This is a genomic window from Kribbella qitaiheensis (assembly GCF_042657745.1).
Lineage (GTDB): Bacteria > Actinomycetota > Actinomycetes > Propionibacteriales > Kribbellaceae > Kribbella > Kribbella qitaiheensis.
In genome coordinates this window covers 61,366-81,006 of record NZ_JBHSKE010000059.1, presented here as the reverse complement: position 1 = coordinate 81,006, position 19,641 = coordinate 61,366, and the positions used below count along the sequence as shown (strand labels likewise).

The following is a 19,641-nucleotide window of genomic DNA, read 5'->3' as shown; positions in this document are numbered from 1 at the left end:
ACTTCATGTCGACCCAGAAAGGCACATCCACCTGTTCAAGGGACATGAAGCTGCGTGAGAACACTGAACTTGGGGATCCTGGCGCATGTAGACGCCGGTAAAACCAGCCTGACCGAGCGGCTCCTCTTCGCCGCCGGGGTCATCGACGAGGTCGGCAGCGTCGATGACGGCAACACCCAGACCGACTCGCTGGCGCTGGAGCGGCAACGCGGAATCACGATCAAGTCCGCGGTCGTCTCGTTCGCCGTCGACGACATCACCGTCAACCTGATCGACACTCCCGGTCACCCGGATTTCATCGCCGAGGTGGAGCGGGCGCTCAGCGTGCTCGACGGCGCGGTGCTGGTCATCTCGGCGGTCGAGGGTGTCCAGGCGCAGACCCGGGTGCTCATGCGCACCCTGCAGCGCCTCGGTATCCCGACGCTGATCTTCGTGAACAAGCTCGACCGGGCCGGAGCGCAGTACTGCTCGTTGCTGACGAGCATCGCGGACCGGCTATCGGCCGCGGTCATCCCGATGGGGTCGACCGACGGACTCGGCACGCCCGGCGCCGCGTTCACGCCGTACGGGCGGGACGACGCGGGCTTCACCTTCGCCATGCTCAATCTGCTCGCTGAGCGGGACGACCAGATGCTGGCGACGTACGTGGAGAACGAGAAAGCGCTCTCGTACGACGTACTCCGGGCGCGGCTGGCGGAGCAGACCCAGCAGGCGCTGGTGCATCCGGTGTACTTCGGCTCGGCGATCACCGGTGCCGGGACGGACGCGCTGATCGCGGGGATCCGGGAACTGCTGCCGGCCGGGCAAGGCGATGTCGAGGGCCCGGTGGACGGGTCCGTCTTCAAGGTCGAGCGGGGTCCGGCGGGCGAGAAGATCGCGTTCGTCCGGATGTTCTCGGGCGCGATCCGGACCCGGGACCGGCTGCGGTTCCACGGCGGCAAGGAGGCCAAGGTCACCTCGGTCAGCGTCTTCGACAACGGCTCCGTGCTGACACGCCCCGAGGTGGTCGCCGGCGAGATCGGCAAGCTCTGGGGCCTCGGCGAGATCCGCATCGGCGACAAGCTCGGCGCGGCCGGCGAGCCAACCGACGCCGGCGTTGCCGGGAAGCCTGGGAACGGCGGGGCGGGGAAGGGTGAGGGCGGAGACAGAATCGGAGCGGGAGAGAGCGCGTACTTCGCTCCCCCGACTCTGGAGACGGTGATCACGCCGACTCGGCCGTCGGACAAGGGGAATCTGCAGGTCGCGCTCTCCCAGTTGGCCGAACAGGATCCGCTGATCAACCTGCGCCAGGACGACATCCGGCAGGAGACCTTCGTGTCGCTGTACGGCGAGGTGCAGAAGGAGGTCATCCAGACCACGCTCGCCGACGACTTCGGCATCGACGTCACCTTCCGCGAGACGACGACGATCTGCATCGAGCGGGTGGACGGCGTCGGCGCGGCGGTCGAGTTCAACAAGAAGGACGGGAACCCGTTCCTGGCCACGGTCGGCCTGCGGGTGGAGCCGGCTCCGGTGAACTCGGGCGTGAGTTTCAGCCTGGAGGTCGAGCTGGGCTCCATGCCGTACGCGTTCATCAAGGCGGTCGAGGAGACCGTGTACGAGACGCTCGAGCAAGGGATCCACGGTTGGCAGATTCCCGACGCGACCGTGGTGATGACGCACTCGGGCTACTCGGCGCGCCAGAGCCATGCGCACGCCGTCTTCGACAAGAGCATGTCGAGTACGGCCGGGGACTTCCGCAACCTCACCCCGCTGGTCCTGATGACGGCTCTCCAGCAGGCCGGTACGACCGTGTACGAGCCGATGCACCGCTTCGAGCTGGAGATCCCGACGGACACCGTCCGCGCGGTACTGGCGGCTCTGTCCCGGCTGCGCGCGATCCCGCAGGTTCCGGCGTTGGGCACCGAAACCTCTGTCCTGGAAGGAGAAATCCCCGCGGCCGCGGTCTACGAGCTGGAGCAGCAACTTCCCGCTCTGACCCGCGGCGAGGGCGTTCTCGAGTCGTCCTTCGAGCGCCACCAACCGGTCACCGGCCCAATCCCCGACCGGCCGCGCACAGACCACGACCCGCTGAACCGCCGCGACTACCTCCTCCACGTCCTCCGTCGCGTCTGATCAGCGCCGCTATCGGACGGAATCCCGGATGGCTTGGATCAAGGCGATGGTGGCGGGCGGGTCTGGCGGCTCGCCGTAGGTGACGGCGTAGATCTGTCGGCGGTAGTTGGGTATTTCGGTGGTGTGGACGTCGGGTAGGCGGTGGGCTTGGAGCGCAAGGCCGGGCAGGGTCGTGACGCCTACGCCGGCGGCGACGAGGGCTTGCACGACGACCATGTCGTCGCTGAGTGATCCGATGCGTGGGGTGAAGCCTGCTTGCCGGCACACGATGGTCAGCTCTTCCTGGCACCGCTCGCAACCGCCGATCCAGGCGGAGTCGCGATGGTTGGCAATGCTGTCGTCGGGTGTTCGACTGATGAGGTAGATCGGGTCGTCGCCGATGTGGACGAGGCGAAATCCCTCTTCCTCCACCGGGGCGTCGGCGTACCGGAAGATCAGTGCGACGTCGATCTCGCCGTGACGCAGCATCTGTAGCGCTTCGACCGGGTGCCGGTCGATCAGGCTCAGCTCGAGTCCTGGGTGTGCTTTGGCCAGCGTGGCGGCGGCCTTGGGCGCGATCGTGCTCAGCGCCGACGCGTTGGCGGCCAGGCGGACCCGCCCGGCCTGCAAGCCGACCTGCGCTTCCAGCTCGTTGGTCGCGGCTTCGACCCGTCCGATGATCTCGGTGGCCCGGTTGGCCAAGAGTTGCCCTTCCGGGGTCAATCGGATCCCACGACCGACCTTCTGAATGAGCTTGACGCCGGTCGCGGCTTCCAGGCGAGACAGGTGGTGACTCACCGACGACGTCATCTATCTGTCGATCCATGCTCTAGGTATCAAGGTTCCGCGGCCACAGCGGCCGCCTACTGAGGAGGCGCGATGAGCAAGCTGAGGTGTCATATCTCGATCTCGCTGGACGGTTTCGTCGCCGGCCCGAACCAGAGCGAGGAGAACCCGCTCGGCGAGGGCGGCGAGCGGCTCCACGACTGGGTGATTCCGCTGGCCGCCTGGCGCCAGTCCCACGGCGAGCAAGGGGGCGAGGTGAACGAGAGCGCACGGATAGTCGAGGAAGCACGCGAGAACATCGGCGCCGCGGTGATGGGCCGGAACATGTTCGGCCCTATCGGCGGCGGCGCCTGGGGTGACGAGCAGTGGACGGGCTGGTGGGGCGACAACCCGCCCTACCACTACCCCGTGTTCGTCGTCACCCATCACCCGCGTGATGCCGTGGAGATGGAAGGAGGGACCACGTTCCACTTCGTCACCGACGGAATCGAGTCCGCGCTCGAACAGGCAAAGGAGGCCGCCGGCGGAAAGGACGTCATGCTTTGGGGCGGCGGCCACATCGCTCAGCAGTACCTGGCAGCGGGACTGCTGGACGAGCTTGAACTCCACGTCGTTCCGGTGTTGCTCGGCGACGGTGCCCGCCTCTTTCCCAGCCGCGGGGACGCGGAGGTGCAACTCGAGCAGGTCCGTGCCGTCGAGGCGCCCGGCGTCACGCACCTCAAGTACCGCGTAGTGACATGAACCAGGTCGCCCACCTACCCGCGCGCGCCGGGGTGCCCGACTCCGACAGTCACGCGTCACTGAACCGAGGCCTGCCCTTCGGTGCCTCCGCCTACGGGATCTGGGGGCTGCTGCCGCTGTACTGGCGGCTGCTCGAGGGCGCCGGCGCGGTCGAGGTGCTCGCCCACCGGTTCGTGTGGGCGCTCGGGATCATCGCGCTGCTGCTTTGGGTCCGTCCGCGCGCCGGCTGGTGGCGCGCGCTGAGGCAGCGGCCCGCCGCGCTGCGGTTTCTCGCCGCGGCCGCGGTGGTCATCGCGGTCAACTGGTACTTCTACATCTGGGGCGTCAACCACGAGCGGGTGGTGGAGACGTCGCTCGGGTACTTCATCAGCCCGCTGGTCACGGTCGTGATCGGGGTGGTGCTCTTTCGCGAGCGGCTGCGGCGGCCGCAGAGACTCGCGCTCGGCCTGGCCGCGGTGGCGGTAGCTTGGCTGCCGGTCGCGCTGGGCTATCTGGTGTGGCTGGAGTTCATGGGCCGCGCGGCGTTCGGGCACGACGGTTGGTCGACGACTGTGCTCCTGATCGCCGCCGGTCCGGCCACGGCGGTTCCGCTCCTGTTCTTCGCCGGGGCGGCCACGCGGATCCCGCTGACGTACCTCGGGTTGTTGCAGTACCTCACGCCGTCGGTGCAGTTCATCCTCGGCGTGTTCGTGTTCGGCGAGCCGATGCCGCTCGAGCGCCTCGCCGGGTTCGCGCTCATCTGGGCCGCGTTGGCGATCTTCACCGGCGAGATCCTCTACCACCGGCGCAAGCTCGGCCGCGAAGCCCGCCGCCTCTCCGCGGAGTCCGCGCCGGGCGCAGGACGTCGCGGGTGAGCTTGAGGCGAGGACTCAAAGGTCCTTGTTGAGGATGATCGAGTTCGGAGTGAAGCCGCAGGAGTGGTAGAGGTGCAGGGCTGAATTGTTGGTGGCGTAGGCGGTGACATGGAGCCGGCCGGCGCCGCGGCCCTTGGCCCATTCGGTGAAGGCGTCGACCAGGCGGGTGCCGATGCCCTGGGTGCGGCGCGTCTCGCGGACGTACATGCTGACCAGTTCGGCGCGCGCCACGGTCCACATGTCCGAGGGCGCGGAGAACGTCCCGACCAGGTGGCCGACGACCGCTGGGTCGGAGGCAACGAACACCACCGCGTCCGGATCCTCCAGGAGATCCGCGACCCACTTCGCACCGTGGGCCGCGGGCCATTCAGCGTTGCGAAGCGGGTCGCGGGTGCCACTGTCTTCAGCGAAGAGCGCGGCGCTCGAGGCGACCACGCTCTCGAGGTCCTCGGCTGTCGCTGTCCTGATCTCCACGGCGTCCATAGAACGCACCGTAGTGAGCAGAAGGGTTCACGGGCAGGGCTTGCTGGCTATCACCACAGTTGCGTAGAGCTCGTCAGACGTAGTGATCCGCGCAGCAAGACCGTCGCCCTCGAAGATCGCCGCGGCGACCGGTGCCTGGCGTTCGCTGGTCTCCACCAGGACGTGACCGCCCGGAGCCAGCCAACCAGGCGCGGCAGCGCTGACGCGACGCAGTACGTCGAGACCGTCGGAGCCGCCGTCCAGCGTCACCAAAGGTTCGTGGAGGCGTGCTTCGGCGGGGAGCAGCCGTACTTCGTCGGTCGGCACGTAGGGGACGTTCGACAGGAGGATGTCGACGCGGCCTCGCAGGGCCGAGGGCAACGGATCGAAGAGGTCACCCTCGAAGACCTTGCCGCCGAGCGGCTCCACATTGCGCCGCGCACAATGAACCGCCGCCGGCTCGACGTCAGCGGAGTACAGCTCGACCTCCTGCGCAGAAGCGACAGCCACGCCCAGCGCGCCGGACCCGCAGCAGAGGTCCACCACGACAGAGCCCGGCCGACTCAGCGCGATGGCCTCGTCCACCAAGTACGACGTACGCCGCCGTGGCACGAAGACGCCCGGGTCGACCGCGATGCGGAGCCCATGGAACTCGGCCCACCCGACCACGTGCTCGATGGGCAGACCGGAGACGCGTTGCTCGACCATGGCGGCGAGCTCGGCTTCGTCACGTGCGGCGGTGATCAGGAGTTCGGCCTCGTCCTCGGCGAAGACACAGCCGGCGGCGCGGAGCGTGGTGACGATGCTGGAGGTGCTGAGAAGTGACACGGGAACCCTTCAACGAAACCTGTGGGCACTCCCGCGGTCGGCGTCGGTCAGCCGATGGGAGGTGGGAGCGCCCGACCTGTGCTGGCGGTAATCGGTCCCACCTCCTCGGCTCGTTCGACGACTGGTGCGGTCAGACTACCCGAACGCGTTCACGCCGGTGAGCTCGGCCGAGACGGTCCACAGCCGTGCCGCCGATGCCGGATCGACCGCGTACGGCCGGACTCCCGGGGCGTCGTCCGTGGACAGTTCGGCGACCTCGCAGTCCTCGAGGAACACGCCGCCTTCGCCTTCCAGCTGCGGTGAGGTCGCCGCCCAGACCTGCGTGGCCGCGCCCTGTTCGGGCGTCTTGAAGCCGGGGTTCAGCGGGTTGCCCTGCTCGTCGATCCAGCCGAACGCGACCATCTCCTCGCGCGGCAGGTGGCGCTGCAGCGGCGTCAGGATGCCGCCCGGATGCAACGTGAACGCGCGGACCCCGGCGTCCTTGCCCAAGGCATCCAACTGCACGGCGAACAGTGCGTTCGCGGTCTTGGCCTGGCCGTAGGCGGTCCACTTGTCGTAGCCCTGGGAGAACTGCAGGTCGTCCCACCGGATGTCCGAGCGGCGGTGTCCCGACGACGACACCGAGACGACCCGGGCGCCGCCGTCGACGATGGCCGGCCACAGCCGGTTCACCAGCGCGAAGTGGCCGAGGTGATTCGTCGCGAACTGAGCCTCCCAGCCCGGTCCGACCCGGGTCTCCGGGCAGGCCATCACGGCCGCGTTGTCGATCTGCAGATCGATCGTCCGCCCGCTGGCGAGAAACCGCTCGGAGAACGAGCGAACGCTCTCCAGGTCCGCCAGATCGAGCTCGTCCACCTCCACGTTGGCGATATCGGCCAGCGCTTCCTTGGCCGCCTCCGGCCGACGCGCCGGTACGACGACGTGGGCGCCGGCCTTCGCCAGGGCGCGGGTGGTCTCCAGGCCGAGGCCGGAGTAGCCGCCGGTGACGAGTGCGAGCTTGCCGGACAGGTCGATCCCCTGGAGGACGTCGTCCGCGGTGCTGTCATGGCCGAAGCCCGAACCGATCTTGTGTTGTGGGGTGCTCATACCAGCGACACTACGAGTTAGAGCTGGCTCTAGGTCAAGCGTCGAGGTGCGGGTTCAGCTTCAGGGAGTCGGCGAGGCGTTGAAGTGCCGGGTTCGGGCTGTCCGGACTCCAGCACGCGTGCAACGTCACCGAGTGCGCGTCGGCCGCGTCCAGCTCGCGGTAGCGGACTCCCTGCACGCCCATCGCCATGATCGAGCGCGGGATCAACGCACACCCGAGTCCGGCCCGGACCAGTGCGAGCATCGTCGGCACCTGCGACGCCAACTGACTCACGGCGTACCGGTTCATGCCGACCATCGCGGCACAGATGTCGTGCAGGTACTGCGAGCCCTCCGGGCTGTAGCCGATGTAGTCGTCGGTGACGTCCGCGAGTGACACCGGCCCTTCGCCATCGGCGAGCTTGTGATCAGCCGGTACTGCGAGCACCAGGTCCTCCGAGTGCACCAGCACCGAGTCGAACTGCTCGGGGATCGGCGGCCGGACGAGCCCGAGATCGATCTCCAGGTTCGCCAGCGCCTCGAACTGGTCCGGGCTCACGAGTTCGGTCAGCTCGGCCGTCACCGCCGGGGTCCGCTTGCTCACCATGGTCAGGAAGTCGGCCAGTACTGCGTAAGCCCCGATCGCGGTGAAGGCGATCCGCAGGGTGCCGGTCTGACCGTCGGCCGCGCGCCGGGTGGCCTCCGGGGCGATGTCGAGCAGGGCGAGCACTCGGCGGCAGTGCTCGAGGAACACGTCGCCGGCCGCCGTCAGTCGCACTCCCCTGCCGGTCCGGTCGAACAGGGAGACGCCCAGAGAGCGCTCCAGACCCTGGATCTGACGGGTCAGCGGCGGCTGGGTCAGGTTGAGCTGTTGGGCGGCGCGGCCGAAGTGCTGTTCCTCGGCGACCGCGACGAAGCCGCGGAGTTGCTGGAGCGAGAGGTCCATGCGATGCCCTCACGGTATCGGTCGATGCGGAAATGGGCTTGGACGAGCATAACGGAAAGCCCTTACCTTCGAGCACAAGGCAGTTCCACAACAGCCCGAGGAGTCAGGTTGTCCAAGCTTGCAGTGGTGATGACGCCCGAACGAGCCGCCGACGTGTGCAGCGCCGAGACCCGGGAACTGCTCGAGCAGCGGTTCGAGGTCACCTGGGCCGGCGACGACCTGGCTCCGGACGTGGTCGCCGGGCTGGCCGCCGGCAGCGACGTACTGCTGACGAGTTGGGGTACGCCGCACCTCGACAAGGCGATCTGGGCCGATGGGAACGGACCGAAGGTCGTCGCCCACGCGGCCGGCACGGTGAAGAAGCTGATCGACCCGGTCATCCTCGAACAGGGCGTTGCGGTCTTCTCGGCCGGGCCGCGGATCGCGTGGTCGGTCGGCGAGTACTGCCTGGCCTCGATGCTCACGCTGGCGCGACGGCTCCCCCAGTTCGACCAGGCGCTGCGTGCGGGTGGCTGGAAGCAGAGCCACCTTCGCGGTGGCGAGCTGGCCGGTCAGTCGGTCGGCATCCTCGGCGCGAGCTCCACCGCCCGCGCGCTGATCACTCTGCTCAAGCCCTTCGGCTGCGACGTCGTCGTCTACGACCCCTACCTCAGCGACGACCGGGCCGCCCAGCTCGGCGTACGGACGGTGGAGCTCGAGGAAGCTCTGCGGTGCCGTTTCATCTCGATCCATGTTCCCGACGTTCCGGAGACCCGCGGGCTGGTGACGCGCAAGCTGATCGAGCAACTGCCGGACCACGCGATCGTCGTCAACTCCTCCCGAGGGCCGGCCATCGATCAGCAGGCGCTGCTGGAGCACTGCCTCGACGGCCGGCTGTTCGCAGCGCTCGACGTGTACGACCCGGAGCCGCCGAAGTTCGGTCCGGACGTGCTGGCCGCGAGCAACCTGCTGCTGACCCCGCACGTAGCCGGCGACACGGTCGAGGGTCACCTCGCGCTGGCCGGCTACGTGGTCGGCGACGTCCTGAGGTGGCTCGACGACGGTGTCCGCGGCCCGAGCTTCGTCGACCCGGCCGTCTGGTCGATCGCGGCCTGAGCGGCCCGGAAGGTCTGGGAGGAGCAGGAATGTCGAGGATCAGATCGGTCGAGGTGTTCCCGGTCGCGGTGCCGTTCGCGCGGCGGTTCGTGCTGGGCAGCGGCTCTGTCGGTTCGCCCGACGAGGCGCCGGATCAAGCGGCAGCGGTCGTCTTCGTGAAGGTCACCACGGAGGACGGAGTAGTTGGCTGGGGAGAACAGAGAGCGCTCCCCAGCTGGAGCTACGAGACCGCCGAGACCATGGCGGTGGTGATCAAGAGGCACCTCGAGCCGATCCTGCTCGAGCTGACCCCGTTCGACGTCGAGTTGTTCCACAGCCGCGCGACCAAGCGGTTGAGCCCGTCGGTGTCGAACGGCTTCCCGTTCGCCCGGGCGGCGGTGGACCTGGCCATGCACGATGCCGCGGGCAAGCTGGCCGGAGTACCGGTGCATGCCTTGCTCGGCGGGAAGCTCTACGACGAGATCCCGCTCTGCTCGGCGATCGGGGTCGGCGCGCCCGACGTGGTCAGGGAGCACGCCCAGCAGTCGTCGGACTATGCGGCGTACAAGGTGAAGATCGGTGGAGACCTGGACTCCGACGCCGCCGCGATCGAGGCCGTGGCCGAGGTCGCCGGGGCCAAGCCGCTGTGGCTGGACGCGAACCAGTCGTATCGTCCGAGCGCGCTCAAGCAGCTGCTCGACCGGACCTCGCACGTCCGCACGATTCATTGCGTCGAGCAACCGGTTCCGAGCACCGACACGCTTGCGATGCACCGGTTGCGCGGCCTGATCGACCTGCCCATCGCGATCGACGAGGGCAGTTTCACCGCGCAGGACCTGGCCCGGGCGATCCAGCTCGAGGCGGCGGACCTGGTGGTCGTGAAGATCTGCAAGTCCGGCGGTCTGCGGAACGCGCTCAAGACCGCTCAGGTCGCGCTCTCCGGCGGCGTCGAGATTCTCGCCAGCGGTCTGACGGACTGCGGGATCGGGTTCGCCGCCGCACTGCACCTGTTCAGCCAGCTCGAGCTGGCACTGCCAGCCGAGCTGAACGGGCCGGAACTCCTGTCCGACCTCTATGTCGAGGGACTGACCATCACCAAGGCCGTCGCTACGGTCCCCACCGCGCCCGGTCTGGGCGTGCAGGTCGACGAGGAGCGGATCCGCGCCGAGTCGATCGACCTGCTCTTCAGCTGAGGAGTCGCCCATGACGGCGTCTGGAACCCTTCCCGCCCCACCGCCCCGATCAGAGCTTGATACCTTCCCGACCCCACCGCCCCAGTCAGGGCTGTCCCGCCGCAGCTTGCTGAAACTGACCGGCCTGGCCGGTCTCGCCGCGGCCTCACCCGCAGTACTGTCCGCCTGTTCGTCCACCCCGGCCGGCGCGGCCACCTGGTCGATGTGGTCGAGCAGCCCGGCCGAACGGAAGGTCTGGGACGACTTCAGCAAGTACGTCGAGAACGAGCTGAAGGTCGAGTCGGTCCCGACCCTGACCCCGTCCGGCCCGTACCCGACCAAGCTCGACCTGCAACTCGTCAGTGGTACGGCCGGCCTGGTGACCGCGCTGAACGGAACGCTGATCCCGACCTACGCGGCGCGCGGGGCGCACCGGCCGCTCGACGACCTGATCGCCGCCGATCCCGACTTCGAGCTCGACGACTTCTATCCCGCGATCCGGAAGATCTCGACCTTCAACGGCCAGACCTACGCGATCGGCTTCGACGTCGCGCCGACCGTCATGTACTACAACAAGACGCTGCTGACGAAGGCCGGCATCCCGCTGCCGTCGCGGACCGAGCCGATGTCGTGGGAGACCTTCCGGGGTCTGGCGAAGGAGCTGACGAAGCCGCCGGAGCAGTACGGCTTCACCTGCGCGCCCGCGATCGACGACCTGGTCTCGTGGATCTACTGCGCGGGCGGCAACGTGATGAACGACGAGGGCACGGTCAGCACGCTGAACCGTCCCGAAGCGCTGGAGGCGATCCAGTTCGTCATCGACCTGTTCGTCAAGGACCAGGTGACGCCGCCGATCAGCAACCTGGTCACCGAGAGCTCGATGGCCAACTTCATGGAGGGCAACGTCGCCTTCATGCAGAACGGCCCGTGGCAGGTCGTCAACGTCCGCAAGGCGAAGTTCGACTGGGACGTCGTCCCGTTCCCCGCCGGCGCGGCCGGGAGCACGCCGCGAGTGTCGGGCTCGTCCTTCGCGATTCCGTCCGCGGTGCACGGCGACGACCTGGACCTGGCGTGGAAGCTGCTCAAGACGCTGACCAGCACCGGTGCCCTGGACATCTACGCCAAGGCCGGCCGGAACAACCCGGCCCGGCTGGCGGCCGGCAGCGCGTTCAAGCCGCCGCCGGACAACCTCGGCGTGGTGCAGCAGATCCTGGCCGGCAAGGTCGCCGGCGGCCACCCGTTCGACGTCACGACGAACTGGAACCAGGTCAAGCAGTTGCTCGGTCAGGACCTGCCGCGCACGTTCCTCGGCCAGGTCACGGTGCCCGAGGTGATCGACGGCCTGACGCCGCGCCTCGACGTACTGATGAAGCAGCACCAGGACAACATCCGCCAAGCCGAAGCCAGGAAGGGGTGAGCACGAGATGGCTGTCGACACGCTGCCGGCGCGGACCGCTCCCCGCGCGACCACGGCGCCCGGTCCAACGCCTCGCTGGCGCAACAAGGAGACGAGGGCTGCCTGGCTGTTCATCCTGCCGAGCCTGATCGGGTTCCTGATCTTCACCGCGGGCCCGGTGGTCGCCGCGGGCGTCATTTCGCTGCTCAACTGGAATCTGTTCAGCGCTCCGACCTTCGCCGGGCTGAAGAACTTCGCGCGGCTCGGGCCGGACCCGACATTCTGGTCGGCGCTCGGCAACACGGCGTACTTCACCTTCGTGAGTGTGCCGCTGACGATCGCCGTCAGCCTCGGACTGGCGTTGCTGCTCAACCAGGGCGTACGCCGGATCGCGGTCTTCCGGTCGCTCTTGCTGTTGCCGTACGCAACGATCACGGTGGCGGTGGCGTTCGTCTGGATCTGGCTCTACATCCCGCACGACGGTCTGGTGAACGCCGTACTGGGTGTCTTCGGCATCAACGGCCCGGCCTGGCTGATCAGTGACAACTGGGCGATGCCGGCCTTGATCGCGATGAGCGTGTGGAAGAGCTTCGGCTTCGGGATGGTGGTGTTCCTGGCCGGGCTGCAGGCGATCCCGCAGCAGCTCTACGAGGCGGCGAAGGTGGACGGGAGCTCCGCCTGGCAGAGCTTCCGCAGTGTCACCCTGCCGATGTTGTCGCCGGCGCTGTTCTTCGTCGTGGTCACCTCGATCATCGGATCGTTCCAGGTCTTCGACCAGGCGCTGATCATGACGAACGGCGGGCCGGGATCGCGCACCACCACGCTCGTCATGTACATCTACCGCACCGGCTTCGAGAACTACGACCAGGGCTACGCGGCGGCGCAGTCGCTCGTCCTGTTCGCGTTCATCGTCGTCATCACCGCAGCCCAGTTCGTGTTGCAGCGGAGGCTCGTCCACTATGACAACTGACGTCGTCCCCTCACTCAAGAGCACTGCCCTGCTCAAGAACCCCGTCGCCACCCGCAAGCTGCTCGTCTTCGCCTGCTTCGTCGTCACCGCCCTGACGCTCGTCCCGGTCGTCATGATGGTGCTCGTGGCGTTCCAGTCCGACGCCGAGTCGATGGCCGCGCGGCCATCGTTCTGGCCGAGCAGCTGGCACCCGGAGAACCTCACCCGGGCCTTCGAGCTCGTGCCGCTGGGCCGCTACCTGCTGAACACGATCATCTTCGCCGGCGGTACGACGCTGCTGGAGACGGTGACCGCCGCGCTGGCGGCGTATGCCTTCGCCCGGCTGAACTTCCCCGGCCGGTCCTGGTTGTTCGGCATCTACCTGGCCACGCTGATGATCCCGTCGCAGGTGACACTGATCCCACAGTTCGTCCTGGTGGCGAAGCTGCACGGGATCGACACGTGGCCGGGGATGATCCTGCCGCACGCGTTCACCGCGCTCGGAGTCTTCCTGCTGCGGCAGTTCTTCATGGGCATCCCGAAGGACTATGAGGAGGCCGCTCGCCTGGATGGCGCGAACCGCTGGCAGGCGTTCACCCGGGTGATCGTGCCACTCGCAGTACCGGCGATCGCAACGCTGGCCGTGTTCAAGTTCATCGGCCAGTGGAACAACCTGCTCTGGCCGCTGGTGATCTCCAACAGCGACGCCACCCGTACTGCGGCCGTTGGGCTGCAGGTGTTCCAGGACACCAACGGCACCCAGTGGAACCTGCTGCTGATGGCCGCCACGATCACCACCGTGCCGTTGATCGTGCTCTTCTTCCTGACCCAACGCTGGTTCGTCAGAGGCATCACCATGAGCGGGCTCGGAGGCCGCTGAACAGTGTCTGATTCTTTCCCCACCCCACCACCCCGGTCGACCTACACCTGGTCCGTCTTCACCAAGCCTTGGTCGGGACTCCCCGGTGACGAGCTCGGCAAGCTCGTCACCGGCCTCGGCTTCACGGGTGCCGAGATCCCGGTCCGGGACACGGCCTACGTCACGCCCACCACTGCCGAGTCCGAACTGCCGAGGTTCACCGACCGGCTTCGCGCCGAGGGAGTCGAGCCGATCAGCATCGCCAGTGATCTGTCCGAGAGCGCGTTCTCGGCGTGCGCCAAGGCGGGCGTACCGATGATCCGGATCATGGCGCCGGTCGGCGTGGACGGTTATGCCGCCTCGGTCCGGCGGACCAGGCAACAGCTGGAGGATGCAGTCGCGCTCGTGAAGCGGTACGGCGTACAGGTCGGGGTGCAGCCGCATCACGGGAAGTTCGTCACATCGTCGTTGGGTGTTCTGCAGTTGCTGGACGGGCTGCCCGGCGAGTTCAAGGTCGTCTGGGACGCCGCCCACGACGCGCTCGCCGGCGATGATCCCGCGGTCACGCTCGACCTGGTCAAGGACCGCCTCGGCATCGTCAACCTCAAGAACGCCAAGTACGTCCAGGCCGACGGCGGATGGAAGACGTGGTTCGGCCAGGCCGGCGAGGGACTGTCCGACTGGTTCGCCATCTTCCGTCAACTCCAAGCGCAGTCCTACACCGGTCCGATCTGCCTCTCCGGCCAGTACTCCGATCCGTCGGTGCCGGTCGAGGTCCGGTTGCAGGCCGATCTTCGATCCGCGGTCACATCCGCGCTCCCGGATCCGTCAGGGAAGTGACTGACCAAACGGATCAAATGGAGCACGGATGACTGCACGGATGAAGAACCCCGCGATGCTGCTGCCCGACGCGATGACGGGCATCCAGAATCTCTACAAAGCGGTGCAGAAGGGCGGAGTACCGGCCGAGACGCTGGAGCTGGTGCACCTGCGAGCCAGTCAGATCAACGGCTGCAGCGCTTGCGTCGACTTCGGGCTGCAGGCCGCCAGGAAGAACGGTGAGACCGACGCGCGGCTCTTCCAGGTGGTCGCCTGGCGCGAGTCGGACCTGTTCACCGACGCCGAGCGGGCGGCACTGAAGGTCACCGAGGCGGCGACCCGGCTGGCCGACCGGCCGGACGCCGTCACGGACGAGATCTGGGCCGAAGCGGCCGAGCAGTTCGACGAGCAGCAACTGGCCGCGATCGTGCTGATGATCGGCCTCACCAACCTGTTCAACCGGATCAACACCACGATCCGCCAACCGGCCGGCGGCAACGGATCCTGGGCCTGATCCCCGCGTCACCGCAGCACGGAAACCGCCTGGGTCCTGCGGGCCGGCCGCAAAGCCGCCCGCAGGGCGGGGGCAAGGATCCGCCGCACGTCGGCATCGCTCATCGTCGCGGTCGGCCGGAGCGGATTCAGGTAGCGGGTGAAGATCAGGCCACCGATGACAGCAACAGCCGCGGTGGCCCGGTCGGTGGCATCAGCCCCGCGAAGAAATTCAGCAATCCGCCCCAGCACCTCGCGTTCGAGGAACTCCTGCAGCACCTGCATCACGTCGGCGTCCTGCGGCGCCATCCGGGTGAGGTCGGCCAACGGCTGGGTGTCCGCCCACATCTCGAGCACCGCCTCGAGCAGCCGATCGGCGAACCCGTCCTGATCCCCCTGCAACGCCCGGGCCATCGCCGGCGATGTCCCGCACCGGAACTGCATCGCCTCACCGAACAGCCCCTGCTTCGACCCGAAGTGGTAGCTGATCAACGCGGAGTCCACCCCGGCCGCCGCAGCCACCTTGCGTACCGTCGTACCGCGGTAGCCGTGCTCCAGGAACAGGTCGTAGGCCACCTCGGTGATGCGCTCTTTGGTAGCCGGATTTCCTCTGGGCCGTCCTCGGGATTTATTCATCACCGTTGAATATCGTTGCCTCCCCCAGGCACTGTCAAGGACGTCACCGGATCGTCCGGGAACAGTGAGGGAGTGAGATGCGCATCGTCGTCTTCGGCGCGGCTGGTTCGACCGGCCGCGTTCTGGTCGGGCAGGCTCTGGCCGCCGGTCACCAGGTTGTTGCCGCGGCCCGGCGACCCGAGAGAGTTCAGCCGCGAGCAGGGCTGACCGTGGTCCAGGCAGAGGTCGGCGATGCCGACGCAGTCAGTACTGCGGTCGCCGGCAGCGACGCGGTCATCTCGGTTGTCGGCGGTACTCCGAGCCGGAAACCGGTAAGCGTCTACTCGACGGCCGCCAGGAGCATCATCGGTGCGATGCATGAGCGCGGGGTGAAGCGGCTGCTGGTCGTGAGCTCGGTGATTCTCGAGCCGGGGTGGCGTCCGAGCAACGCGTTCTTCTTCAACAACGTGCTCGACCCGCTGGTGAACCGGGTGATGGCCAGGACCACGCACGACGACATGCGGCGGATGGAGCGACTGGTGCGGGACAGCGGGCTCGACTGGACGATCGTGCGGCCGTCGGGGTTGTTCGACAACCACGCGCCCACCGCGTACGAAGTACAGGAGGATCAGGCGGACGGGTTGTTCACGGCTCGGGAGGATCTTGCGGCGAGCATGCTGGCGCAGGTGGACCGCGACGCGTTCGTGCGGCGGGCCATGGCCGTGATCACCACGCAGGTGCGGCCGAATATCGCCAAGCTGATCTGGCGGGAGGCCATCATGGCGAAGAAGTGACGAGGTGTGTCGAGGTGGGGTGGGGCGCTCCGACGTCACAGGTGTCAGACCCGACAGAGGAGACCGGATGAAGTACATGTTGCTGATCTACGGGAACGCCGACACCTGGAAGGCGTTGGCGGCCGACGGGATGGAGGCCGTGTATGCGGCCCACCGGGCAGTGCTGGACGAGACACGCGCGAGCGGGGAGCTGCTCGGCTCCTCGGGGTTGACCACGGAGAAGGCGCGGGTCGTGCAGGTCCGCGACGGGGTGCCGGCGGTGACGGACGGGCCGTTCACCGAATCCAAGGAGGTGCTCGCCGGGTACTACCTGTTCGAGTGCAGCCTGGAGCGCGCGACGGAGCTGGCCTCGCGACTGCCCGAGGCCCCGTACTCCCCGATCGAGGTCCGCGCGCTGGCGGACCCGATCCCGGAGTCATGAGTGCGGTGGCGATCCAGGAGCTTGCCGGTCTCAGCTCGGCGTTTGACCTGAGACCGGCGAGCCACTGATTCAGCCGGGTGTACAGCCGGTGCGCTACCGCCGGTTGTTCAGCTCGGGAAGCTCGGCGCGAGGGTGACCCCACCTGAGGCGGGCTGATCGCCCATCCCCCGGCCACCCCGGACGAACACTGTCGCGCCCCGGTCCGGCGCCTGAACGCCGTCTCCCAGACGCAGTGTGGTGGTCAGACCGTTGCTCAGTCTCAGGACCGCCACGCGACGCGGCTGACCGGACGGGATCGACGAGCTCACCTCGTGGATGCCGGTACAGACCGCTGGTTGGATCGAAGCCCGACCGAGCCGCGAGGTGCCGTGACTCCTCACACCACGGCACTGCTCGGCGAGCCTTTGCATCGATGACACAGATCCCCCTTTCCCTTTCGTTCCCCCGAGGAACGGTTGGTTTGCTGCACAACTGCCAGTACGGCGCAACGACCTCGCTGCGCCGGACCAGGTGGCAATCACATCACCCCGTACTCCTCACTGCTACGGAGTGATCACAGCAGCCTCGCTCAGAGTAACGACGTTTTCAAGGGATCGTAGGGGGAATCCCGCCTGCCGGAACTGTTGTCCGCTCCGCTACTGCCCACCGAAACCGGTAGTCGCGATGCCCTTGACGATCTGCCTTTGGAAAAGGAGGAAAACGAGCGCCGTCCACTCGCGCGGCGTCCTCGAGCTCGATCGGAATCTGGCTGAATCTTGTGGGATTCGGTGGTCTAGCGAGCGGTGCTGGCGCGAGAGATGATCCGGTGCGGTACGACGACCCGGCGGGGCTTCGCGTCCTTGTCGGCCATCCGTTCGGCCAGCAGGTCCAGCGCCGCCTCGACGAAGTGGCGCCGGTCGAAATCGATCGTGGTCAGCGGCGGCACGGTGAACCGGCTGTCCACGATGTTGTCGAACCCCGCGACCGCACACTGCCGCGGTACTGCGACCTCGGCCGACCACAGCGCCGACAGCGCGCCGAAGGCGATCGTGTCGGTGAAGCAGAAGAGCGCGTCGGGAGGTTCGTGGGTCTCCAGATACCGGCCGACCACGATGGCGGCGCCCTCCGGACTCCACCGGTCCAGCGCGATCTCGAGGTCCGGGTCGTGCGGGACGCCCGCAGCCTCGAGCGCTTCGCGGTACCCGATCGTGCGCAGCCGTGCGGCCGCAGTACCGGCGGCGTCGGTGGAGCCGCCGACGCGACCCCTGCCGCTCGATCCGCACGGGATCTCCGGGGTACCGACGACCGCGATCCGGCGGAAACCCTGGTCGAGCAGGTGCTTCGTCATCTCGCGCGCCGCGCCGACGTTGTCGATCGCGACCTGGCTGACCCGGTCCTGGTCGACGTCGCCGATCAGGACCACGGCCGGCAATGGTCCGGCGGTGGTCACCGCGCTGTCGTCGAGGTTCACCGGGTTCAGGATCAGGCCGTCCACGAGGTTGGCGCGTGCCTTCGAGAGCAATTCGAACTCGCGGTCCGGCTGGGCGGCGGTCTGCTCGATCTGGACACCCCATCCGCGTTGGTGGGCGAGTTCGACGACCAAGTGCGTGATCTCCGCCGAGTACGGCCGCAGCAGGTCGGGCAGTGCCAGGCCGATCATCCCGGAGCGGCCGTTGCGCAGTCCGCGGGCGCTCAGGTTCGGGACGTAGTCCAGCTCCTGCACCGCCTGCTCGACCCGTTCCCGGGTCTCCGGCCGGACGAAGACGGCCCCGTTGATGACATTCGACACCGTCTTCGGGGACACCCCGGCCAACTTGGCGACGTCCTTGACGGTGGCACGCATGGGGCCATTCTCACCGAAGCCGGTCGGAGCCGACGCAGACCCACGTTGTCAACGCGCTCGTCTATCGGGTGGTGAGGGCGCCTCCGTTGACGTGCAGGACCTGGGCCGTGATGTGGCTGGCGGCCGGCGAGGCGAGGAAGTGGATCGCCGCGGCGATGTCGGCGGGCTCACCTTCCCGCCTGGTCATCGTTGCCTCCAGCAACCTCTGCCGCCGCTCTCCCGACAACCTGCCCTGGAAGAACTCGGTCTCGGCGGTGAACCCCGGCGCGACCACGTTCGAGGTGATCCCGCGAGCGCCAAGGTCGGCGGCGATGTCCTGGTTCCAGGTGGCGAGCGCTGCTTTCGCCGCACCGTAGGACCCCGCTCCCCTCGCCCCCGCGATGGAGCCCAGGTGCACGACCGCCCCATTCGCAGCGAGCCTTGGCGCAAGGGCGGTCGTCGTCAACACTGCGGTGAGCACGTTGGCGTCGAAGTTGGCTCGCCAGTTGTCCTTGAGCCGTCCCAGATCGCCCTCGGCGTCGGGAGAAGCGAAGTCGGTGTTGCCTCCGGCACTGTTCACCAGCACGTCGACAGAGTCGGGGAGTTCACGCAACAACGCCTCCACCTGCACAGGATCCGCGGCGTCGCCCACCACCGCTCGCGCCCCGATCTCCGCCGCAGCCTTCTCGAGTACTTCGGGTCGCCGGCCGGTGATCACGACGGTCTCGCCGTCGGCACGGAACCGCTCGGCCACGGCCCGGCCGATCCCCGTCGCGCCACCGGTCACCACGATCGTTCTGGACACGCCGTACTCCTCGTTTAGGTCTAAATGTTTAGCTCTAAACGTAGCATGGGTCCCGTGCCAGCCAAGAAGCCGACCAAGAAGCCGGCCACGCGGCCGACTGGGAAGCCGGCCGATGCGTATCCCCTGGATGCGCCCAGTCCTTATCCCGCCGCGGAGATCGCCAGTGCCTGGCAGCGGGAGCGCCCGGGCACGCCGACGGACTCGATCGGCATCGTCACTCCCCTGTGGCGGCTGGCCAAGCTCTTCGCCGACGACAGGCGCCGCCTGCTCACCGAGCTCGGCGTGGACCCCGCCACCTTGGACCTGCTGAGTGTGCTGCGCCGCGCCGGTACGCCGTACGAGCTGAGCACGAGGAAGCTCGCCGAGCGCACGCTGGTCACCGCCGGAGCGATCTCCCAGCGGGTGGCCCGTGCCGAACAAGCCGGACTGGTCGTTCGGCGTACGGAGACCGACGGCTCGCGGGCGGTGGTCGTCTCCCTCACCGAGGCCGGGCACGAACTGGTCGAGAGGACGGTCGACCAGGTGCTCACCCGGGAGTCGGACCTCGTCTCGTCGCTGTCGCCCCGGGAACGCGATCTGCTGGCCGGGAAGCTGCAGTCGCTGCTCGACGACGTTCGCGGACGCGTGCACCGCTAGCTTCAACCGCTAGTGAGACGTTTGGCGCGTCC

At 67.8% G+C, this 19,641-nt stretch carries 21 protein-coding genes; 13 read left to right on the top strand and 8 right to left on the bottom strand.

Annotated features, from left to right (window positions below; all coding sequences use genetic code 11):
• Nucleotides 1-54 precede the first annotated feature (54 nt).
• A complete protein-coding gene (locus tag ACFPJ1_RS34775) occupies nt 55-2,115 on the top strand; it encodes a GTP-binding protein (protein WP_380110543.1) in 2,061 nt (686 codons plus the stop codon).
• Between the two features lie 9 nt (nt 2,116-2,124).
• On the opposite strand, the gene ACFPJ1_RS34770 is transcribed toward ACFPJ1_RS34775, so the two are convergent.
• Nucleotides 2,125-2,904 (bottom strand): LysR substrate-binding domain-containing protein, encoded by a 780-nt coding sequence (locus tag ACFPJ1_RS34770; RefSeq protein WP_380110542.1) that lies wholly within the window; start codon nt 2,902-2,904, stop codon nt 2,125-2,127.
• Nucleotides 2,905-2,973: 69 nt separating this feature from the next.
• Between ACFPJ1_RS34770 and ACFPJ1_RS34765 the strand changes: the two genes are divergently transcribed.
• On the top strand, nt 2,974-3,621 hold the full coding sequence (locus tag ACFPJ1_RS34765; protein ID WP_380110541.1) for a dihydrofolate reductase family protein: 648 nt from the start codon (nt 2,974-2,976) through the stop codon (nt 3,619-3,621).
• On the top strand, nt 3,618-4,475 hold the full coding sequence (locus ACFPJ1_RS34760; protein ID WP_380110540.1) for an EamA family transporter: 858 nt from the start codon (nt 3,618-3,620) through the stop codon (nt 4,473-4,475). The genes ACFPJ1_RS34765 and ACFPJ1_RS34760 overlap by 4 nt, the downstream gene beginning before the upstream one ends.
• A 15-nt stretch (nt 4,476-4,490) precedes the next feature.
• Here ACFPJ1_RS34760 and ACFPJ1_RS34755 read toward each other — a convergent pair whose 3' ends face one another.
• The 4 genes from ACFPJ1_RS34755 to ACFPJ1_RS34740 form a co-directional block, all read right to left on the bottom strand.
• Nucleotides 4,491-4,958 (bottom strand): GNAT family N-acetyltransferase, encoded by a 468-nt coding sequence (locus ACFPJ1_RS34755; RefSeq protein ID WP_380110539.1) that lies wholly within the window; start codon nt 4,956-4,958, stop codon nt 4,491-4,493.
• A 27-nt stretch (nt 4,959-4,985) separates the two neighbouring features.
• The gene (locus ACFPJ1_RS34750; protein WP_380110538.1) at nt 4,986-5,765 is read right to left on the bottom strand and encodes a putative protein N(5)-glutamine methyltransferase; all 780 of its coding nucleotides are present in this window, start codon (nt 5,763-5,765) and stop codon (nt 4,986-4,988) included.
• A 135-nt stretch (nt 5,766-5,900) separates the two neighbouring features.
• Nucleotides 5,901-6,851 (bottom strand): SDR family NAD(P)-dependent oxidoreductase, encoded by a 951-nt coding sequence (locus tag ACFPJ1_RS34745; protein WP_380110537.1) that lies wholly within the window; start codon nt 6,849-6,851, stop codon nt 5,901-5,903.
• Nucleotides 6,852-6,885: 34 nt separating this feature from the next.
• The gene (locus tag ACFPJ1_RS34740) at nt 6,886-7,776 is read right to left on the bottom strand and encodes a LysR family transcriptional regulator (RefSeq protein ID WP_380110536.1); all 891 of its coding nucleotides are present in this window, start codon (nt 7,774-7,776) and stop codon (nt 6,886-6,888) included.
• Nucleotides 7,777-7,884: 108 nt separating this feature from the next.
• On the opposite strand from ACFPJ1_RS34740, the gene ACFPJ1_RS34735 reads away from it, so the two are divergent.
• Genes ACFPJ1_RS34735 through ACFPJ1_RS34705 form a run of 7 tightly spaced genes read left to right on the top strand, consistent with a single transcriptional unit; the run spans nt 7,885 to nt 14,559 of the window.
• Nucleotides 7,885-8,871: a hydroxyacid dehydrogenase gene (locus ACFPJ1_RS34735; RefSeq protein ID WP_380110535.1), complete on the top strand. Its 987-nt coding sequence runs from the start codon at nt 7,885-7,887 to the stop codon at nt 8,869-8,871.
• Nucleotides 8,872-8,900: 29 nt separating this feature from the next.
• Nucleotides 8,901-10,043 (top strand): mandelate racemase/muconate lactonizing enzyme family protein, encoded by a 1,143-nt coding sequence (locus ACFPJ1_RS34730; protein ID WP_380110534.1) that lies wholly within the window; start codon nt 8,901-8,903, stop codon nt 10,041-10,043.
• A gap of 10 nt (nt 10,044-10,053) precedes the next feature.
• The gene (locus ACFPJ1_RS34725) at nt 10,054-11,439 is read left to right on the top strand and encodes an ABC transporter substrate-binding protein (protein ID WP_380110533.1); all 1,386 of its coding nucleotides are present in this window, start codon (nt 10,054-10,056) and stop codon (nt 11,437-11,439) included.
• 7 nt (nt 11,440-11,446) lie between these two features.
• Nucleotides 11,447-12,388, top strand: coding sequence for a carbohydrate ABC transporter permease (locus ACFPJ1_RS34720; RefSeq protein ID WP_380110532.1), 942 nt, complete (start codon nt 11,447-11,449; stop codon nt 12,386-12,388).
• Nucleotides 12,378-13,247 carry a carbohydrate ABC transporter permease gene (locus tag ACFPJ1_RS34715; protein ID WP_380110531.1) on the top strand — a complete coding sequence of 290 codons (870 nt, stop codon included), beginning with the start codon at nt 12,378-12,380 and terminating at the stop codon, nt 13,245-13,247. Before ACFPJ1_RS34720 ends, ACFPJ1_RS34715 begins: the two co-directional genes overlap by 11 nt.
• A gap of 3 nt (nt 13,248-13,250) precedes the next feature.
• Entirely contained in the window at nt 13,251-14,066 is an 816-nt protein-coding gene (locus ACFPJ1_RS34710) for a sugar phosphate isomerase/epimerase family protein (RefSeq protein WP_380110530.1), read from the top strand.
• Nucleotides 14,067-14,094: 28 nt separating this feature from the next.
• A complete protein-coding gene (locus ACFPJ1_RS34705) occupies nt 14,095-14,559 on the top strand; it encodes a carboxymuconolactone decarboxylase family protein (protein ID WP_380110529.1) in 465 nt (154 codons plus the stop codon).
• A gap of 8 nt (nt 14,560-14,567) precedes the next feature.
• On the opposite strand, the gene ACFPJ1_RS34700 is transcribed toward ACFPJ1_RS34705, so the two are convergent.
• The gene (locus ACFPJ1_RS34700) at nt 14,568-15,173 is read right to left on the bottom strand and encodes a TetR/AcrR family transcriptional regulator (RefSeq protein WP_380110528.1); all 606 of its coding nucleotides are present in this window, start codon (nt 15,171-15,173) and stop codon (nt 14,568-14,570) included.
• A 77-nt stretch (nt 15,174-15,250) separates the two neighbouring features.
• Between ACFPJ1_RS34700 and ACFPJ1_RS34695 the strand changes: the two genes are divergently transcribed.
• Together ACFPJ1_RS34695 and ACFPJ1_RS34690 are read left to right on the top strand one after the other, a co-directional pair.
• Nucleotides 15,251-15,946 (top strand): NAD(P)-dependent oxidoreductase, encoded by a 696-nt coding sequence (locus ACFPJ1_RS34695; protein WP_380110527.1) that lies wholly within the window; start codon nt 15,251-15,253, stop codon nt 15,944-15,946.
• 67 nt (nt 15,947-16,013) lie between these two features.
• On the top strand, nt 16,014-16,367 hold the full coding sequence (locus ACFPJ1_RS34690; protein WP_380110526.1) for a YciI family protein: 354 nt from the start codon (nt 16,014-16,016) through the stop codon (nt 16,365-16,367).
• A 772-nt stretch (nt 16,368-17,139) separates the two neighbouring features.
• Here the strand turns inward: ACFPJ1_RS34690 and ACFPJ1_RS34685 are convergent.
• Both ACFPJ1_RS34685 and ACFPJ1_RS34680 read right to left on the bottom strand, forming a co-directional pair.
• Nucleotides 17,140-18,189 (bottom strand): LacI family DNA-binding transcriptional regulator, encoded by a 1,050-nt coding sequence (locus tag ACFPJ1_RS34685; protein ID WP_380110525.1) that lies wholly within the window; start codon nt 18,187-18,189, stop codon nt 17,140-17,142.
• 61 nt (nt 18,190-18,250) lie between these two features.
• Nucleotides 18,251-18,973: an SDR family NAD(P)-dependent oxidoreductase gene (locus tag ACFPJ1_RS34680; protein ID WP_380110524.1), complete on the bottom strand. Its 723-nt coding sequence runs from the start codon at nt 18,971-18,973 to the stop codon at nt 18,251-18,253.
• Nucleotides 18,974-19,027: 54 nt separating this feature from the next.
• On the opposite strand from ACFPJ1_RS34680, the gene ACFPJ1_RS34675 reads away from it, so the two are divergent.
• Complete coding sequence (locus ACFPJ1_RS34675; protein WP_380110523.1) at nt 19,028-19,609, top strand: MarR family winged helix-turn-helix transcriptional regulator; 582 nt, start codon at nt 19,028-19,030, stop codon at nt 19,607-19,609.
• The last annotated feature ends 32 nt before the right edge of the window (nt 19,610-19,641 follow it).

Bases quoted from the DNA above. Each gene is read 5' to 3' on its own strand.
- ACFPJ1_RS34770 (WP_380110542.1), bottom strand. From the start codon at position 2,904: ATGACGTCGTCGGTGAGTCACCACCTGTCTCGCCTGGAAGCCGCGACC.
- ACFPJ1_RS34765 (WP_380110541.1), top strand. From the start codon at position 2,974: ATGAGCAAGCTGAGGTGTCATATCTCGATCTCGCTGGACGGTTTCGTC.
- ACFPJ1_RS34760 (WP_380110540.1), top strand. From the start codon at position 3,618: ATGAACCAGGTCGCCCACCTACCCGCGCGCGCCGGGGTGCCCGACTCC.
- ACFPJ1_RS34755 (WP_380110539.1), bottom strand. From the start codon at position 4,958: ATGGACGCCGTGGAGATCAGGACAGCGACAGCCGAGGACCTCGAGAGC.
- ACFPJ1_RS34745 (WP_380110537.1), bottom strand. From the start codon at position 6,851: ATGAGCACCCCACAACACAAGATCGGTTCGGGCTTCGGCCATGACAGC.
- ACFPJ1_RS34740 (WP_380110536.1), bottom strand. From the start codon at position 7,776: ATGGACCTCTCGCTCCAGCAACTCCGCGGCTTCGTCGCGGTCGCCGAG.
- ACFPJ1_RS34730 (WP_380110534.1), top strand. From the start codon at position 8,901: ATGTCGAGGATCAGATCGGTCGAGGTGTTCCCGGTCGCGGTGCCGTTC.
- ACFPJ1_RS34725 (WP_380110533.1), top strand. From the start codon at position 10,054: ATGACGGCGTCTGGAACCCTTCCCGCCCCACCGCCCCGATCAGAGCTT.
- ACFPJ1_RS34720 (WP_380110532.1), top strand. From the start codon at position 11,447: ATGGCTGTCGACACGCTGCCGGCGCGGACCGCTCCCCGCGCGACCACG.
- ACFPJ1_RS34715 (WP_380110531.1), top strand. From the start codon at position 12,378: ATGACAACTGACGTCGTCCCCTCACTCAAGAGCACTGCCCTGCTCAAG.
- ACFPJ1_RS34705 (WP_380110529.1), top strand. From the start codon at position 14,095: ATGACTGCACGGATGAAGAACCCCGCGATGCTGCTGCCCGACGCGATG.
- ACFPJ1_RS34700 (WP_380110528.1), bottom strand. From the start codon at position 15,173: ATGAATAAATCCCGAGGACGGCCCAGAGGAAATCCGGCTACCAAAGAG.
- ACFPJ1_RS34695 (WP_380110527.1), top strand. From the start codon at position 15,251: ATGCGCATCGTCGTCTTCGGCGCGGCTGGTTCGACCGGCCGCGTTCTG.
- ACFPJ1_RS34690 (WP_380110526.1), top strand. From the start codon at position 16,014: ATGAAGTACATGTTGCTGATCTACGGGAACGCCGACACCTGGAAGGCG.
- ACFPJ1_RS34685 (WP_380110525.1), bottom strand. From the start codon at position 18,189: ATGCGTGCCACCGTCAAGGACGTCGCCAAGTTGGCCGGGGTGTCCCCG.